The sequence below is a fragment of the Micromonospora arida genome (assembly GCF_042873195.1).
GTDB classification, from domain to species: domain Bacteria; phylum Actinomycetota; class Actinomycetes; order Mycobacteriales; family Micromonosporaceae; genus Micromonospora; species Micromonospora arida.
Window position 1 is genome coordinate 1,399,685 of sequence record NZ_JBIALC010000001.1, and the last position, 16,680, is coordinate 1,416,364.

At 68.2% G+C, this 16,680-nt stretch carries 16 protein-coding genes; 15 read left to right on the forward strand and 1 reads right to left on the reverse strand.

Annotated elements, in window-relative coordinates; all coding sequences use genetic code 11:
* Nucleotides 1–14: 14 nt before the first annotated feature.
* Complete coding sequence (locus ACFYP0_RS06510; RefSeq protein WP_386994771.1) at nt 15–1,100, reverse strand: branched-chain amino acid aminotransferase; 1,086 nt, start codon at nt 1,098–1,100, stop codon at nt 15–17.
* Nucleotides 1,101–1,251: 151 nt separating this feature from the next.
* Between ACFYP0_RS06510 and acpS the strand changes: the two genes are divergently transcribed.
* The 15 genes from acpS to ACFYP0_RS06585 all read left to right on the forward strand — a co-directional run bounded on the left by acpS (nt 1,252) and on the right by ACFYP0_RS06585 (nt 16,579).
* Nucleotides 1,252–1,698 (forward strand): holo-ACP synthase, encoded by a 447-nt coding sequence (acpS, locus tag ACFYP0_RS06515; RefSeq protein WP_386994773.1) that lies wholly within the window; start codon nt 1,252–1,254, stop codon nt 1,696–1,698.
* Between the two features lie 352 nt (nt 1,699–2,050).
* Nucleotides 2,051–3,256: a DUF6421 family protein gene (locus ACFYP0_RS06520; RefSeq protein WP_386994775.1), complete on the forward strand. Its 1,206-nt coding sequence runs from the start codon at nt 2,051–2,053 to the stop codon at nt 3,254–3,256.
* Nucleotides 3,249–4,367, forward strand: a complete 1,119-nt coding sequence (locus tag ACFYP0_RS06525; protein WP_386994777.1) for a branched-chain amino acid aminotransferase — start codon at nt 3,249–3,251, stop codon at nt 4,365–4,367. Before ACFYP0_RS06520 ends, ACFYP0_RS06525 begins: the two co-directional genes overlap by 8 nt.
* A 12-nt stretch (nt 4,368–4,379) precedes the next feature.
* Complete coding sequence (locus ACFYP0_RS06530; RefSeq protein ID WP_355501627.1) at nt 4,380–4,955, forward strand: hypothetical protein; 576 nt, start codon at nt 4,380–4,382, stop codon at nt 4,953–4,955.
* Complete coding sequence (locus tag ACFYP0_RS06535) at nt 4,949–6,172, forward strand: ATP-grasp domain-containing protein (RefSeq protein ID WP_386994779.1); 1,224 nt, start codon at nt 4,949–4,951, stop codon at nt 6,170–6,172. The genes ACFYP0_RS06530 and ACFYP0_RS06535 overlap by 7 nt, the downstream gene beginning before the upstream one ends.
* Nucleotides 6,169–7,263 carry an aminotransferase class IV gene (locus tag ACFYP0_RS06540; protein ID WP_386994781.1) on the forward strand — a complete coding sequence of 365 codons (1,095 nt, stop codon included), beginning with the start codon at nt 6,169–6,171 and terminating at the stop codon, nt 7,261–7,263. The genes ACFYP0_RS06535 and ACFYP0_RS06540 overlap by 4 nt, the downstream gene beginning before the upstream one ends.
* Nucleotides 7,264–7,297: 34 nt before the next feature.
* Nucleotides 7,298–7,588, forward strand: coding sequence for a 4Fe-4S dicluster domain-containing protein (locus ACFYP0_RS06545; RefSeq protein ID WP_328653337.1), 291 nt, complete (start codon nt 7,298–7,300; stop codon nt 7,586–7,588).
* Between the two features lie 18 nt (nt 7,589–7,606).
* On the forward strand, nt 7,607–9,127 hold the full coding sequence (locus tag ACFYP0_RS06550; RefSeq protein WP_355501619.1) for a coproporphyrinogen-III oxidase family protein: 1,521 nt from the start codon (nt 7,607–7,609) through the stop codon (nt 9,125–9,127).
* A 1-nt stretch (nt 9,128) separates the two neighbouring features.
* Nucleotides 9,129–9,413, forward strand: a complete 285-nt coding sequence (locus ACFYP0_RS06555; RefSeq protein WP_091404973.1) for an acyl carrier protein — start codon at nt 9,129–9,131, stop codon at nt 9,411–9,413.
* Nucleotides 9,406–9,978: an RBBP9/YdeN family alpha/beta hydrolase gene (locus tag ACFYP0_RS06560; protein ID WP_124853628.1), complete on the forward strand. Its 573-nt coding sequence runs from the start codon at nt 9,406–9,408 to the stop codon at nt 9,976–9,978. The genes ACFYP0_RS06555 and ACFYP0_RS06560 overlap by 8 nt, the downstream gene beginning before the upstream one ends.
* A complete protein-coding gene (locus ACFYP0_RS06565; RefSeq protein WP_386994785.1) occupies nt 9,975–11,516 on the forward strand; it encodes an amino acid adenylation domain-containing protein in 1,542 nt (513 codons plus the stop codon). Before ACFYP0_RS06560 ends, ACFYP0_RS06565 begins: the two co-directional genes overlap by 4 nt.
* Nucleotides 11,506–12,930 carry a S8 family serine peptidase gene (locus tag ACFYP0_RS06570; protein ID WP_386994787.1) on the forward strand — a complete coding sequence of 475 codons (1,425 nt, stop codon included), beginning with the start codon at nt 11,506–11,508 and terminating at the stop codon, nt 12,928–12,930. Before ACFYP0_RS06565 ends, ACFYP0_RS06570 begins: the two co-directional genes overlap by 11 nt.
* Before the next feature lie 62 nt (nt 12,931–12,992).
* The gene (locus ACFYP0_RS06575) at nt 12,993–14,210 is read left to right on the forward strand and encodes an MFS transporter (protein ID WP_208740797.1); all 1,218 of its coding nucleotides are present in this window, start codon (nt 12,993–12,995) and stop codon (nt 14,208–14,210) included.
* Nucleotides 14,176–15,399 carry an ATP-grasp domain-containing protein gene (locus ACFYP0_RS06580; RefSeq protein ID WP_386994790.1) on the forward strand — a complete coding sequence of 408 codons (1,224 nt, stop codon included), beginning with the start codon at nt 14,176–14,178 and terminating at the stop codon, nt 15,397–15,399. Before ACFYP0_RS06575 ends, ACFYP0_RS06580 begins: the two co-directional genes overlap by 35 nt.
* A complete protein-coding gene (locus tag ACFYP0_RS06585) occupies nt 15,392–16,579 on the forward strand; it encodes an ATP-grasp domain-containing protein (protein ID WP_386994792.1) in 1,188 nt (395 codons plus the stop codon). Before ACFYP0_RS06580 ends, ACFYP0_RS06585 begins: the two co-directional genes overlap by 8 nt.
* Nucleotides 16,580–16,680: the final 101 nt, after the last annotated feature.

The window sequence follows — 16,680 nt, forward strand, 5'->3', positions numbered from 1 at the left end:
GGCGACGGACCTCGTCACACGAGGCGGGTCATCCAGCCGTACGGGTCGGCGGCCCGGCCGTACTGGATGTCGAGCAGGTGGCGGCGCAGCCGCATGGTGACCGAGTCCTCGGCGCCGGCCTTCGGGGCCGTCACCTCGCCACCCTCCCAGACCAGGCGCCCGACCGGCGTGACCACCGCGCCGGTGCCACACGCGAAGACCTCGGTGATCGCGCCGGAGGCCACGCCCTCCTGCCATTCCCGGATCTCCACCGGGCGCTCCTCGACCTCCAGGCCCAGATCCTTGGCAAGGATGAGGATCGACCCCCGGGTGACGCCCTCGAGGATCGTGCCGAGTGCCGGGGTGATGATCCGGCCGTCGGCCGTGATGAAGTAGAGGTTCATGCCACCGAGCTCCTCCACGTAGCGGCCCTCGGCGGCGTCCAGGAAGCAGACCTGCTCACAGCCGTGCTCGGCGGCCTCGACCATCGGCGCCAGGCTGGAGGCGTAGTTGCCACCGCACTTCGCCTCGCCCGTGCCGCCCCGCGCCGCCCGGGTGTACTCGGTGGAGAGCCAGATGGAGACCGGCTTGACGCCACCGGAGAAGTACGCGCCGACTGGGCAGGCGATCACCATGTAGGTGATCTCCTTCGCCGGGCGAACCCCCAGGAACGGCTCGGACGCGAACATGAACGGCCGCAGATAGACGCTGTATTCGTCCTCGGCCGGCACCCACACCTGATCGGCACGGACCAGGCCCTCGACCGAGGCCATGAAGTCGGGAACCGGCAGTTCGGGCAGTGCCAGCCGCCGGGCGGACCGGGCGAAGCGCTCGCCGTTGGCCTGCGGCCGGAACGACCAGATCGAGCCGTCACTGTGCCGGTACGCCTTCATCCCCTCAAAGATCTCCTGGGCATAGTGCAGGACGGCCGCCGCCGGGTGCATGAGGATCGGACCGAAGGGAATGATCTCGGAGTCCTGCCAGCCGCCGTCCGGCCTCCACACCGCCCGTGCCATGTGGTCGGTGAAGTACGTGCCGAACCCCGGATTCGCCATGATCTCGGCTCGCCGCTGCGCGCTCGCCGGGCTCGGATTCTGATGCAACGGGAACGACAGGCTCATCGCCGGGTCCTCTCAGTGGCCGCATCCCTGGGCGCTCAGGTCACCGAGGACGAACACGCAGGGGAAGATTGTGGAATGACGGGTGCAGAATACCGACCGTATTGTCGCCGATCGTAGACAGACTGCGGCGACTCGGAGGGACGGTGCGGCCGTGAGTCGGGGTGACGAATGGATCGCCGCGGCCGCCGACAGCGTCGCTCGCCAGGTGGTGGGCCGGGTGGTCGTGTGTGCGGGCACCGACCTCGTCGACGTCGATGACATCCGGGCTCTGCTGGCCCGGCAGCCCCGGTTCGCAGATCGGCATTTCACCCCGGGAGAGCGCGCCTACTGCCTGCTCGAGCGCGACCCGGCGGAACGCTTCGCCGTCCGCTTCGCCGCCAAGGAGGCGGTGTTGAAGGCACTCGGGACCGGTCTGACCGGGGTGGCCCTGCGGGAGATCGAGGTGCTCCGCCGTCACTCCGGTCAGCCGGCACTGGCCCTGGCCGGGCGTGCGGCGGCGCTGGCCGAGGCGGCCGGTGTCCACTCCTGGATGATCACCCTTACGCATAGCCGACATTTGGCTTATGCCTTCGTCGCGGGTGTCGGCCACCCATCCTGAGCGCCGTCCCATTTATCGGTCAATCCAAGTTGGACATACAGCTCATTTCCTTTGATTGACGGGCCGATGCTCCATTATTGGCTTTTAGCGGAGCGGCGCGTCGGCGGCTCCGCGCTGACCGTGAGCAGATAATTGCAGTGCAATCGGACAAAACAAGAGGTGAGCAAGATCATCGATCCCGCCTAGGTACTGACGCCTATATCCCAGATATCGAGAGCTGTTTGACGGAGCCGGAGCAGCACCGCAAGATTCCGATCAAGGGCTTCCTCGGGGGATGGGCTGCTTTCGTGCATACTTCGAGGTGCATCAGGGGTGGGATGCCGAACGGCGTCGATGCTGCCGAGAGGATAATGTGGAACCACGCACGCTCTCTCAGGTCCTGGAATTCGAGCGTCGTATAGTGCCGGTCGCCGGCCTGATCCGCGCGGCCCAGATCCGCGGCGACGGCGACCAGGCGACCGCGCAACTCGAACGGCTCTGCCGCGACGTCGAGCAGCTCGACCCGCTGATGCCGGCGAGCCAGATCGAGGCCACGGTTCACGACCTGCGGGCCTGGTCAGACGCCGGCTTCCTGGAGAAGCCGGCCTTCGACGCGACCCGTGACACCGTCCCCGCACCAAAGGACGGGGAGGTCGCCGCCTTCGTCGGACCGGTCACCCTCCCGAACGGCGACGGCTCCCGCGGCGCCTTCCTCGAGGCCTTCACCGTCGTTCGCCAGGATCCGGACTGCACCCCCGAGCTGCAGTCCCGCTATCCGCACGACAAAGCGGTGTTCCAGTCGACCCGGCTCCTTTCCGCCTCTCCCGGATTGCGCGACGGGAACTGCGTCGTCTTCTTCCCGGAAAACATTCCGACAGCTACGCCGACAGTGAATCAGTCTTTCGCCTGGTTCTTCTTCAATCGGCACACGACCATTTACGCCCACACTCTGGAAATCGTGGCCCGGCTCTGTGGCGTCGGCTCCCCGTTCGCCGACACGAAGGTGCTGGCGTCCGCCGAGGTCGACCCGGAAGACGTCTATCAGGCTCGCTGCGTCTGGGGCTACCTGCACGACTACTACCACCACACGGGGCCCCGCCCACTGGATCAGCACCTGGCACTGAAGACGAAATGGCGCACCGGCCTCTCCGAGGAGCTCAAGGTCGACCTGAAATCGGCGATAGCCTGCCACGAGGAATCCGTGCCGTACGGCGATGTCATTTTCGAGTACATCATCCTGGAACGCCTCTTCCGCTACCCGGCCGAGCCGCTCCCGCTGCGCAACTTCGACTCCGGCACCGGCTTCGCCCTCGGCACGTGGCTTGCCGAGCACGGCCTGTTCACGATCGGCGACGACGGCCGGCGCAGGCTGGCCAGCAAAGCGGAGATCGTGGCGTCGGCCAAGGAACTCGTCCGGACGATCGAGGAATTCGAGGCGATCACCGACGACGAGACCTATCGCGAGAAGATCACCGGTTTCCTGTACGAGAGATTGCTCCTGGAGCCCGAAAACAAGACGGACAGGTACGGCGGCCCCCGGGCATCCCTGAGCCTCTGGGGCAGTGAGGTCCATGTCTGACGGAACCCTGTCCATCACCGACCGCGCCGCTGCCCTTCGCGATCCCGGCTTCTGCCGTTTCCACACCGACAACACCGTCGTCGTCGAATGGTCGGCCGACCACGGCTGGTCCGACCATTCCCTCGAGCCGTACGCCCCGATGACCATGGATCCCGGCACCCTGGTGCTGCACTATGGACAAAGCGTCTTCGAGGGGCTGAAGGCGTTCCGCCAGCCCGACGGCTCGGCCGCGTTGTTTCGGCCCGCTGACCATGCCCGCAGGCTGGCCCGATCGGCACGACGGCTGGCGATGGCCGAGATGCCGGTCTCCCTGTTCCTGGACGCCTGCGCCCACCTTGTCTCCGCCGACGACAGGTGGATTCCCGGGGAGCCCGGCCAGGGTCTCTATCTGCGCCCGCTGATGATCGCGACCGAGTCCGCGCTCGGGCTCCGCGACTCCCGGCGCTACCGGTGCACCTTCCTGGCGTACCCGGCCGACCCGTGTTTCGGGCGGGCTTTCACACCGATCTCCGTGCTGACCTCCGCAGACACGGTACGCGCGGTACGCGGCGGCATGGGCGAGGCGAAGTGTTCCGGCAACTACGCCGCCAGCCTGCTGACCCGCAAGCAGGCCAACGCGCGCGGCTACGACGAGGTGCTGTGGCTCGACGGCCTCGAGTTCCGCTGGGTCGAGGAGCTCAGCGGCATGAACGTGTTCTTCGTCTGGCGCGACGACGACGAGCGTCACGGTGTGCGGCTGACCACCCCACCGTGCCAGGGAACGATCATGCGGGGCGTGACCCGCGACTGCGTCATCGCCCTGGCCGGTGATCTCGGCATTCCGGTCGCGGAGGAACCGACCCCGATCGACGCCCTCATGACCGGTGCCCGGTCCGGACAGCTCGTCGAGATGTTCGCGTGCGGGACCGCCGCCGTGATCGTGCCGGTCGGCCGGATCGCCGACGGCGACGACGACACGGTGATCGGCGACGGACAGGAAGGCGCGGTGACCGCCCGGGTGCGGCACACGCTCATGGAGATCCAGCACGGCAACCGTCCAGACACCCATGGATGGCTGCGGAGCGTACGCAAAGACCTTGCATCCGTTCACAGCTCGACCGACCGACAGTAAGGGAGATGGCGGATGCCTGACGCCACCGGCCGTTCCACAGCAGGTTCCGGCACCACCGCACTGCCGCACGTCACCACTATCCACACGCTCGGACCGACGGGAACGAACCTGGAGAAAGCCGCTCACCGCTGGTTCGCCGACCGACAGCGCCCGGGCCGGGTGATCCTGCACGCCGAGGTCGAGGATGGGCTCGACGTCATGACGTTCGACGGCACCGAGGCGATCCTCGCCTGTGCCGTCTACCCGCGCCTGCACGACCTGGTATTCGGCAACCTGCATCGGCTCACGATGGCCGACAGCTTCATCCTGGACACGTACGACATGGTGCTCGCCGCACGTCCGGGCCAGGAGTCCGTCAACACCATCGTCACCCATCCCGCTCCCAGCTGCCTGGTCACGAATCGGGGCACGATCTCGTACGCGAGCAGCAACTCCGTGGCCGCTGCCGTCTGCGCCGCCGGAGACTACGACGCCTGCGTGACCACCGACCGGGCAGCGCAGGCCGAAGGGCTGCGGACGCTCGAGAACTTCGGTCCGGTGCCGATGGTGTTCACCCTGCACGTGGGGAAGGCCGGCCCCGCGTGTTGATAATCGTCCAGCCGCTGTCGGCCGGGATCCAGCTGGCGAGCCGGCTGGTGGCCGCCGGCGTCCCGTGCCTGATCCCGACGCAGTTCCCCGACCTGCTGCCGGCGGAGGTCCACTCCGGTGCGCGCGTCGTCGACTGGCATCCGGACCACGGCGTGCCCGCTCTGCTGGACCTCGTCGACCGGCTGGGGGTGACGCCGACCGGCGTCATCGCGGGCTTCGAGTACGCCGTCGGCGCGGCGGCCGAGCTGGCCCGCGCCCTCGGGTTGCCGGCGCTGAGCCAGGACACGGCCGAGGCCGTCCGGCAGAAGGACGTGATGCGGGAGCGCTGCGTCAAGCATGGCATCGCCGTCCCGGCATCGATCACGATCCCGGCCGATGAGGTGGGCGAATGCCCGTTCGCGTTCCCGGCGGTCGTCAAGCCGGCCGACTGGGGCGGAAGCCTGATGGTGCGCCTCGTCCGGGACGCCGACGAGTACCAGCGCGCCTGCGCGGAGATCCACCGGTACGGCGAGGTCAAGTTCCACCACGACCCGCGACGGGTCGCCCTGGTCGAGGAGTACGTCGACGGCCCCGAGTTCTCCCTCGAGGGCTGGGTGGACACGGCCGGGCTGCACATCGTCAGCATCACCACGAAACTCCTCAGCGCGCCGCCCCAGTTCTTCGAGATGGGCCACGTCGCCACACCGCCGCAGCGCTCGCCGTACGGACGGCTGCTGCACGAGTTCGCCGCGCAGGTGGTCGCCGCCTTCGACATCACCGTCGGGCCGTTCCACATCGAGACCCGCATCGCCGCGGACGGCCACCCGGTGCTGATCGAGGTGGGCGCTCGGCTGGCCGGCGACTGCATTCCCGAACTGGTCATGGCGGGGCCCGGGGTGGACCTCTACCTGGCGGCGGCCGAGGCGGCTCGCGGCGGCCGTTACGTGCACCAGCCCGTTTCGTCGGTGAGCGCCGGGCTGGCCTTCGTCACCACCGATCGGCCGGGCGTCTTCGCCGGCAGCCTGTCCGGCATCGAGCGGTTCCTCGATGCGGACGAGTTCGTACGGATCGTCTTCGAGGCCGAGCGCGGCGCGGCGCTCGATCCCGATGACATCTTCCACAACCGGGTCGCCCAGGTCCATTTCGTCGGCGAACCAGGCCGGGTCGAGGACCTGGTCGGCGCCGTGCTCCGCGACGTGCGGGTTGATATATCCGACAAGGAAGGCAATCGATCGTGAGCAAGGACAACGATCTGGTCGTCGAGGCGACGACCACACCTCGCTCCAAGCCGGAGGCCGACGCGCCGACGCGCCCGGGCGGCGCCCTCACCGATCACGCGTACTCGATGCGGTGGAGCAAGCGGCGGTCCTGGCAGGGCATGATCATCGCCGACCGCGACGCACTGCCGTCGGTGCGCCCCACGTCCTCGGGGCTGAACTACGGGCAGGCGGTGTTCGACGACCTCGCCGCCTACCGGATGACCGACGGGTCCGTCGCGGTGTACCGCCCGGACAGCCACGTCAAGCGGTTGAACAACGGGGCCCGTCGGATGGCACTCCCGCAACTGGACTTCGACCGCGGCTGGCTCGCGATCCGCCGGCTCGTGGATCTGGACGCGGAGTGGATCCCGGCGGAGCCCGGGTCAGCGCTGCTGCTGCACTCCGTCCTGGCCGGCAACGGCCCGACGCTCGAGGTCGCCCCCGCCGAGGAGTGCCTCTTCACGATCGTTGCGAGCCCGCTGACGCGGCAGGCTCCGGCCGAGCTGCCGGTACGGGCGATGGTGGTGAACGACTACGTCCGGGCGTGGCCGGGCGGCACGGGCGACATCAACGCCGTCGGGAACTACGGGCCGGGGCTGGTCCCACGGGAGATCGCCGCGAACTACGACTACCACCACGTGCTGTGGGTCGGCGGCGATCCGGAGCGCAGGGTCCAGCAGGTCGGCGCGATGAACGCCTTCTTCGTCATCGACGGCGTTCTGACCACGCCGTCCCTGGACGGCACCGTACGGCCGGGGATCACCCGCGACTCGATCATCAAGCTGGCGCGTGACGCGGGGACCACTGTCGACGAACGGCCGGTTCCGTTGACGGAGGTGCTGCAGGGCGTCGCCGACGGCCGGATCACCGAGTGCTTCGGCACCGGCACGGTCGAGGGCGTCGTCTCCATCAACGGCCTCGGCTACAACGGGGAGGAATACCGGCTGCCCGGCACCGTCGCCGTGGCGTCGCACCTCCGAGAGGTGCTCGAGGGCATCCACCGCGGCGACGTGATCGACCGGTTCGGCTGGATGCGGCGGCTTACCGAAGTTTCGACCGTCCACGCCTGACCACGGCAGCGCAACCCATCAGGAGACCCAGATCATGGCCTACGTCGTCACCGATGCCTGCATCGGCTGCAAGTACACCGACTGCGTGGACGTCTGCCCGGTCAGTTGCTTCCACGAGGGCCCGGAGATGCTCTACATCAATCCGGAGGAGTGCATCGACTGCAACGCCTGCGTTGCCGAATGCCCGCCGGAGGCGATCTGGGCCGACGTCGAACTGCCCGAGGACAAGTTCGAGTGGATTCAGATCAACGGTGAGATGAGCCAGCAGTACCCGGTCATCTACCAGAGCGACGCCAATTCCGTCAGCAAGAAGTCCGCCTCATAAGGGATGGGATCGACAGACATGACCACCACCGAGAACTCGTTCATGCTCGGTCTCGACTCGAACTTCTACCTCAAGGACGACTTCGAGAGCCCGGAGAAGCGCACCAACGTCACCTGGTTCTATCCGAAGATCTGCGGCTTCCAGGACGCGCTGCGCACCGAGCAGGAGAAGGCGGAGTACTTCTCCTTCCTGGACCGTCAGACGCACCCTCAGCAGACGGACATCCTGCTGTACTTCCACATCCCCTTCTGCGAGGCGTTCTGCAACTTCTGCGCCTGCTTCAAGGAGTCCTCGGCGAAGTACCAGGGCGAGCAGCGGGTGCGGTTCGTCAAGGCCATGGTGAAGGAGATCGAGCGCAACGCCCGCTCGGCGTACTTCCAGGGCACGAAGATCAAGTACGTCCAGTTCGGTGGGGGTACGCCCTCGGCGCTCGACCAGGAGTCGATGGCGACCATCATCCAGGCCGTGCATCGCGAGTTCGACCTGAGCGAGGTCGACGGGATCTCGCTGGAGGGCAGCCCGCTCGGCCTGTCCACGGACGGCTACATCGAGATGCTCAAGTCCCTGGGTATCACCCGCATCTCGTTCGGCGTGCAGACGCTCAACGAGGAGATCCGGCGCAAGCTGACCATCAAGGCCACCGTCGAGCAGGTGTACCAGACCGCGGAGAACATCCGCAAAGCCGGGATCAGGACGTTCGCCCTGGACCTCATGTACAACCTCGCCGGTCAGACCGACGAGATTCTCGCCTCCGACATCCACGGCATCTGCGCCGAACTGCGCCCCAGCTTCGTGCAGACGTACCGGTTCAACCAGTGGGAGGGCACCCGGCTCGACAAGCAGATCCGAGCCGGCAAGGTGAGCGACGTGCTGCCGTCCGGCAGCATCGAGCGGGTCCAGTACCGCCAGATCAAGGAGAGCCTTGCCGACTACGGGTACGACAAGCAGCTTCTGATCAACTTTTTCACCCACCTCGACGAGACCGGCCCGATCGGGCTGGACCACGCCTGCGGAGGCAACGGCTACCGCGCCAGTTACACCCTGGGCATCGGTCCGGCCGCCGAGAACTACATGGGTGAGCGAAGCTACCGCAACCACACCAACGTGGACCGCTGGATCAAGGATGTCGAGGACGGCATCATCCCCATCGAGCAGGGCCGGATCTGCAGTGAGGACGAGGTCGAGAACCGGGTCATGGTGTTCTTCCCGGTCTTCGGCACCGTCCGCAAAGCGGATGTCGCCAACCTGGAGAAGTACCGCCGGGAAATCAACTGGATGGTCGACAGCGGGTACGCGATCGAGACCGACGAGGACATCACCCTCACCGAGGTCGGCCGGGAGAACGCCGGCAACATCGCCTTCCTGTTCTATTCCGACGAGGAGAAGGCGCGGGCGCGCCGCACCATGTACCTCTCGCTGAAGAACAAGCGCAACCCGTTCCACCAGGACGAGATGAACATCCCCCGGACTCCGGTCTTCCTGCAGTCCAAGCTGGCGACCCGGCCCGCCGATTCCAGCACCGCGCCGAAGGCCGGCTGACGTGACGAGCGCTGACCGGAAGACCCGCGCGGACATCGAGGATGACCTGCGGAAGATCGCGGCGGAGGTTTTCCCGAACCACGACGTCGAGCTGACCTCGAACACGCCCCTGTTCAACGGTGGGCTCTCCCTGAACTCCACCCAGATGATCGAGCTGACGCTGGCCTTCGAGTCGTACTACGACATCGAGCTCGAACCGGAGCTGCTGACGGTGGAGCACTTCGCCACCCTCGGCTCGCTCGCGACAATGCTCGAGGACCAGCTCAACGACGACTCCTATGTCTGATGGTGTCCGGGTCGTCCTGGTGCACGGCAACGCCGGCGCAACCATCGACGGCATCTGGTTCCCGTACCTCAAACGGGAGCTGGAGGCTCGTGGCCACAACGTGGTGGCACAGACCTTCCCCGATCCGATCAAGGGCCGGATGCGGTACTGGCTGCCCTACCTCACAGATGTCATCCGGCCGGACGACCAGACGGTCATCGTCGGGCATTCGTCAGGGGCCCTGACCGCACTGCGGTACGCGGAGTCGGCGCCGCTGCTGGGCACCTTCGTGGTGGCCGGGCACCACACCGACTGCGGCTTCGAACTCGAACGGCGCAGCGGATTCTTCGACCAGCCATGGGACTGGGCGGCGATCAAGCGGAATCAGCGCTTCATCGTCCAGTTCCACTCGACGGACGATCCCTGGGTCCCCGTCGATGTGGCCCGGGAGCTGCATCGGCTGACCGGCAGCCGCCTGACCCTGATGGAGGGAATGGGCCACTTCGGGTCCTACGACCAGAAGTTGGATACCTTCCCGGAACTGCTGGAGGCCGTGTGCCAGCAACTCGCGACGGTCGACCGGTGACCGGTGGCCCGCTCCACTTCGCCGACGAGGTCCTCGATCGCCGCCACGACGACGACGCCGTGGCGGTGGTCGACCTGGCCACCAACGTTCAGGTCTCCTATCGGACGCTGGCCCGGCGCACCCAGGCGCTGACCGACCTGCTGGCTCCCCTCGTCGGGCGGCACGACACCGTCGCCATGGTGATGGACAAGTCCGTCGACTCCGTGGTCTGCATGTTGGCGGCGCTCCGGCTCGGCGCGCGGTACGTCCCCGTCGACGAGTCGTCGCCGCCGGCCCGGACGGCCCTGCTGTTCGCCAGGTGCCGCCCGACGGTGACGGTGGCGCATCCACAGCACCTCGGGCTGGTCGCCGAGGCGGCGGCCGGCACCCTGGTGGTCACCGGTGACTCCTGGGACGTGCGGGCCGAGGCCGACTACCGGCCCTCGTCGTACGGGGACAGGACACCGGACGACCAGGCGTACGTCATCTTCACGTCGGGATCGACCGGCGGCCCGAAGGGCGTCATGATCAGCCACCGCAGTCTGTGCGCGCTACTCGAAGGCGTACAGGAGGTGGTCGGTTTCCCGGAACGGATGCGTTACCTGAACGTGGCGCCGTTGTTCTTCGACGCGTCGGTGGTCGATCTGTACTCCACCTTCCTGGTCGGCGGTAGCGTGCACCTGCTGCCCCGGCTGTCGATGGCCGGCCAGGTCACGCAGGCGTGCGAGCAGTGGCGCATCACCGATGTGTTGCTGGTGCCCTCGGTCATCCGGATGCTCCTCGGGCGGTTCAGCGACATCGACCGCCGCGACCTGAGTTCGTTGCGGCGCCTGTGGTTCGGCGGCGAGTCGTGCCCGACCTCGCTCCTGCGGGCCCTGGACAAGAAGCTTCCCGGGCTGACCTATGTGCACGGCTACGGTCCGACCGAGACCACGCACAGCGCCACCCTCTACCTCACCGACGACATCGCCAGCCACGACGAGGAGTTTCTGCCGATCGGGACGCCGCTGCCCGCCGTCGACGTCCTGATCGTCGACGACGACCTGCGACCGGTGCCCGACGGCGATACGGGTGAGCTGCTCATCGGCGGCCCGCAGGTCATGCTGGGCTACTGCGAGGAGCCGGCGAAGACCGGGCAGGTGCTGATCACGCGCGGTTCTCCGGAGACCCGGTACTACCGGTCGGGCGACTTCGTCCGGCGTACCGGTGACGGGCAGCTCGTCTTCGTCGGCCGCCGTGACGACGCCGTGAAGATCGCCGGAAACCTCGTGCACACGTCCGAGGTCGAAGCCGCCGCGCTCGCCGTGGACTGGGTGGTCGACTGTTGCGCGGTGGTGACCCAGCACCGCGTCGCCGGCCGGGCCATCACCCTCTTCGTCCTCGGCGCCGACCGGGCCGGAGCCGAGACGGAACTGGGCACCGCGCTCGCCCGGGTGTTGCCGCCGTACATGGTCCCGGCCGAGATCGTCATGATCGACGAGGGGGACGTCGGCCTGACGCCGACCGGAAAACTCGACCGGGGCCGCCTGCGCGAACTGGTGGCGTCCGATGATCGATGACGAGATCGCCGCGTTCACTGGGCGGGGTGTGCTGACCGTCGTCCCACGGGCGGCGTCCGGGCGCACCCTCGCCGACGACCCCACCGAACTGCTCCGCCACCCTGTCGAGGAGTTCCTTCCCGCGCCGGCCACCGTCGACCGGGTCGCCGAGGCGCTCACCCGGGAAGGCCTGGCGATCGAGGCGCGAACCGACGTGGGCCTGACGGTCAGCGGCGAGCAGGGCCTGCTCCGCGACGTCTTCGGCAGCGTCGTCGCCGTGGTCCGCAACAAGTACATCCGCGATTCCCCGCGGTACGAACTCGTGGCGCAGGGCCCGCTGCGCTCCCGGGTGTGCACCGACCTCATCGGTGCGGTCTCGGCACCACGATCCGGATTCGAGCTGACCGCGACCGCGTCGCCGCCAATGGTGCGCGGTACCGGGCACCACCTCAACCTTCCCGGCGACGCGGTCCGAGTGGCCCGAGCCGAGAAACTCCACGCCGCCGGCATCCGCGGTGACGGCGTCCGGGTCGTCATGGTCGACACCGGCCTCTACGACCATCCGCATCACCGGCAGCACGGCTACCGGACCAGCGTCGTGGCCGCACTGCCACAGCTCGATCCCGCCGTCGACGAACGCGGCCACGGCACCGCGATGTCGGCGTTGCTCCTGGCGGTGGCGCCCGACGTGTCCCTCACGATGGTCAAGATGGCCACCGAGGGCTTCTCATTTCCCGTCGCCGCGTTCCAGCGGGCGGTGCAGCTGGAACCCGACGTCATCTCCTGCAGCTGGGGCACCCTGCGCTCGGAACCCCACCTGCATCTCGAGGTCGCCAACGCGATCCGGCGGGGCTGCACCGTGCTGTTCGCCGCGGGTAACGGCTCGACCGACCGGCCGACAGCGATGTTCCAGTCCATCGCCACCCCTGGTGCGATCACCGTCGGCGGGGTGCACATCGGCCCCGACGGCGCGCTGCGGGCCGCCGATCTCGCCTCCAGCTACCGGTCGGCGGTCTTTCCCGGACGGGCCGTGCCGGACGTGTCCGGCCCGTGCGGCATGTTGCCCAACGGAAACTACATCCTGTTCCCGACCCAGCCCGGTTGCCTGTTCGACCGCCGCAACAGCAAGTACGACGGTACGGGAGCGGACGACGGCTGGCTCGTTTCGAGCGGCACGTCAGGTGCCACGGCGTACGCCGCCGGCGTGGTGGCATTGGCGATTCAGCAGGGCCGGGCGAGCACTGTGGAATCGTTGGCCGCGGACTGCGTGCCGGTTACGCAGGGCCGTTCCATCACCGGGGACGAGTGCGGCGGCGCGAGTCCGAACCCGGCCACCGGCCACGGTCTGCTCACCGCGCACCGATTGGACGGGGCTGTCGCCGCTGATCGACCGCTGTTACGCTCCTCGATGGACAGACGGGGGATCTCTGCGTGAATGGACCAGTGCGTGCCGCCGCCAGAGAGCCCCAGACAGCAGACATCCGGCCGCATCAGATCGTGCGCTTCGTCGGAGGCCGCGGGGTCGCGGCGCTGGCCGACCAGTTCCTGTTGTTCGCCATCCCGCTGCTGGTCTTCAAGACCACCGGCAGTGTCGCCGCGAGCGGGCTCGTCTTCCTGGTCGAGTGGCTTCCGCGGGTCATCTTCGTCCCCGTCGCCGGGGTGCTCGCCGACCGGGTCGACGGCTACCGGCTCTATCTGATCGCCGACAGCGTCCGGGCGCTCCTCGCCGCGGCCGCCTTCGCCGCCGTCCTGGCCTGGCCGGACGCGACGGTGGTGACGCTGAGCGTTCTTGCCGCATCCATGTCCCTGGCCAGTGCCCAGGCGTACATCGCGATGGAGACCACCCTCCCCCGGTTCGTGCCCGCCGAGCACATGGTGCGGGCCCAGTCCGTCATCCAGGGCACCGAGCAGGCGAGCACGGTGCTCGGACCGGCCCTCGCGGTCCTGCTGGCCACACTGTTGGGAACGACCGATCTCCTGCTGGTGACCGGGGCGCTGTTCGCGCTCACCGCGCTCAACGTCCTGACGCTGCGCGGCAGCCTGAGCAGTGCGGTCACCAATGCAGAGCCCACGACGGTACGCGGCGTGCTGGCCTCGGTGGCCGAGGGCGGGCGGACCCTGTTCAAGCTCCCCCCGATGGTGGGCCTGGTCGGGCTGACGATGATGGTGAACCTCATGGTCGGCGTCGGCATGGCGACCAGCGCCGCCATCACCACCGGCACCTTCGGCAAGCCCGACCGCTACTTCGGGGTTCTGTCCTTCGCCGAAGGCGTGCTCTCCCTGTTGATCTTCTTCATCATCCCGCGACTGTCCCGGCGCATCAGTCCGCTGGTCGCCATCCTGGGCACGTTCGTGATCATCTGCCTGGGCGGGCTCGCGATCAGCCAAGCGACCACGTTCACCCAGTTCGCCATCGGTTACACGATGCTGATCGGCACGGTCGGCATCCTGAACGTCTTCATCCGCGCCGAACGAGTCCGCCGCATTCCCCGCGAACACCTCGGCAAGACGATCGGCCTCATCGTCCTGCTGAACCAGGTCTCCCTGCCGATCTCGGGTTTCGTCGTCGCCGTCTTCGCCACCGCGCACGGCCCACAGGCCGTACTACTCGGCGCGGTGCTCGGATCCGTTCTCATCGCCGTTCTGTTGCTCCCACTGGTCCTTCAACTGAGGTATCCCCATGCGCATCCTGATCCTGCACCGAATCACCGATGACATCATCCGCTACGCGGATGGCCTCGACTTCGACGCCCACGAGGTGACGTTCATCGGTACGGCCGAGCGCATGGCGACACTGCCCGCACGGCTGCCCGGCACACGGATCGAACGGCCCGGGACCGGCGCCACGGAGACCGAGGTGGTGACAGCGCTCGCCGGCCAGCCACGACCAGACCTGGTCATCGCCCAGTCCGAGTTCGACCTGATCGCCGCGGCCCGCATCCGGGAGGCGCTGGGCGTGCCCGGCCCACGCGAGGCCGACGTGCTTCCCGTACGGGACAAGGTCATGATGAAGGCCGCCGCTTCCCGGGCGGGTCTGCGTGTGCCGCGCTACCTCCCGCTGGCCTCGGCCCTCGCCGGAGCCGGCATCCCGTGGTCGGGCAGCACGGTTCTCAAGCCGCTCGACGGCGCATCCAGCCAGGGCGTACGCGTATTCGACACCGCCGAAGCAGCCGTCGAGGCGGTACGCCGGAGCGGCCTGCCCTCCGACGCGGACCCGAGCGGCTTCGAGATCGAGGAGTTCGTCGGCGGCCCGATCATCCACGTCGACGGGCTGGCCGTCGACGGCACACCGGTCACGCTCCAGGCCAGCCGCTACGTCGGCACCTGCCTCGGGTACGCCGAGGGCAGTCCGCTCGGCTCGGTGCAGACGGACACCCCGCCTGCCGTCGTGGAGTGGACCACCGCCTGCCTACAGGCCGTCGGCATCACCACGAGCCTGTTCCACCTCGAAGGCATCGAGACGCCTGACGGCCTGGTCTTCCTCGAGGTCGCCAGCCGGTTTGGCGGGGCCGGCGTGGCCGACACCTTCGAACTGGCGACTGGCGTGCACATGCCGTCGGTGCAACTGCGGGCCCTCTCGACGCCCGGTGCGTCCGCCCCCGAGGCTCGCGACGCCGGCCCGGACGCCCGGTACGGCTGGTTCATCTTCCCCGGTCACACACTGGGCGGGAGGTTCTGCACGATCAAGGGTGCGGACGAGTTCCGGCGCAGCCCGCTGACCTGGCGCTGGGTGCAACGCACCGAGGACGAGCCGGTCAGTCAGGCCCTCAGCTACGCCGAGTACGACGTACCCATCGCCGGTATCGTCGGCCCGGCATCCACGGCCGTGCTCGAACAATTCCTGCGGGACATGTTCGCCTCCATCAAGGTCACCGCTGCCGACAAGGCGGACAACCATGTCTGAGCTGCTGCTGGTCGGGGTCGGCTTCATGGGCAGGCCCTACCTCACTGCCGCGCGACGGCTGGGTCTGCAGGTGGCAGCCGTGGAGGGCGCGTCCCGAGCCGCCGACACGGCCGGGCTCGTCGACCACATCCGGGTGGCCCCCGGCAATCATGACGAGCAGTGGGCCCAAGGAGCCTGGGCCGCCGCGGCTGACCGCAAGCCGGCGGGAGTGGTGGCGTTCACCGAGAACAACGTCCTCGGCGCGGCACTGCTCCAGGATCGGCTCGGCCTTCCCGGCCCGTCCCTGCACGCCGCGACCCTCTCGCGCAACAAGGCCCTGCAGAGAGGCCTGTTCGCGGCGGCGGGCATCCGCCAACCCGAGTACCTGATGACCGACGATCTGGAATCGGCGCGCGACTGGGCCGCCGCCCGCCTGCCGGTTGTCGTGAAGCCACTGTCCTCCGCGGGAAGCGAGGGAGTGGAGCTGGTAAAAGACCTGGACGCCTTCCAGGACGCGGTAGCACGCCGAAACGACGAGGGCCCGCTCCTGGTGGAGACGGCTGTGGACGGCCCGGAATACAGCTGGGAGGCCCTGCTCAGCGACGGGAAGGTGTGGCTGGCCAACCTCACCGCCAAGGAGACCGCCGAGCCGCCCCACTTCGTCGAGATCGCGCATCGCACCGGCATCCAGCTCGACGAAGAGGCCGCGGCCGAGGTGACGGAATTCTGCACCGCGGTGGTCGCCGCCGTCGGCATGCGCACCGGCATCGTGCACCTCGAGTTCCGGCTCGCCGCCGACGGGCCGACCCTGATGGAGATCGCCGTCCGGACCCCCGGCGACTACCTGATGGATCTGCTCAGCCTCACCTACGGGCTGGACTGGTTCGAGATGGTCGTCCGGCTCGCCATGGCGATGCCCCTGCCCGAACCACCGCCACGCCCCGTCGCGTACGCGGCGAGCTACCTCCCCGTCGCGCCGCCCGGCATCCTGGTCGAGACGCGGGGCATGGCCGAGATCGAAGCACACCCGGCCTTCGTCAGGTGCGGCTGGTGGAAGAACCCCGGCGACGCCGTGCCGGCGGCCACCTGGAGCGCCGAACGCGCTGGGTACCTCATCGTGTCGGCCGAAACCCCGGCGCTCCGCGACGAAGCACTGGAGTTCGTCCGTAAGACGCTGACCATCGTCAGCCGCCCAGGCTGAATCGCCGAGGCGCCGGGACAGGGACCGTGACCACGGCTGTCCAGGGCCGGCTCATCATCAGGTGACCGTTGCTGTTGGGTGCCGGCGAAGGCGTTGGTGGA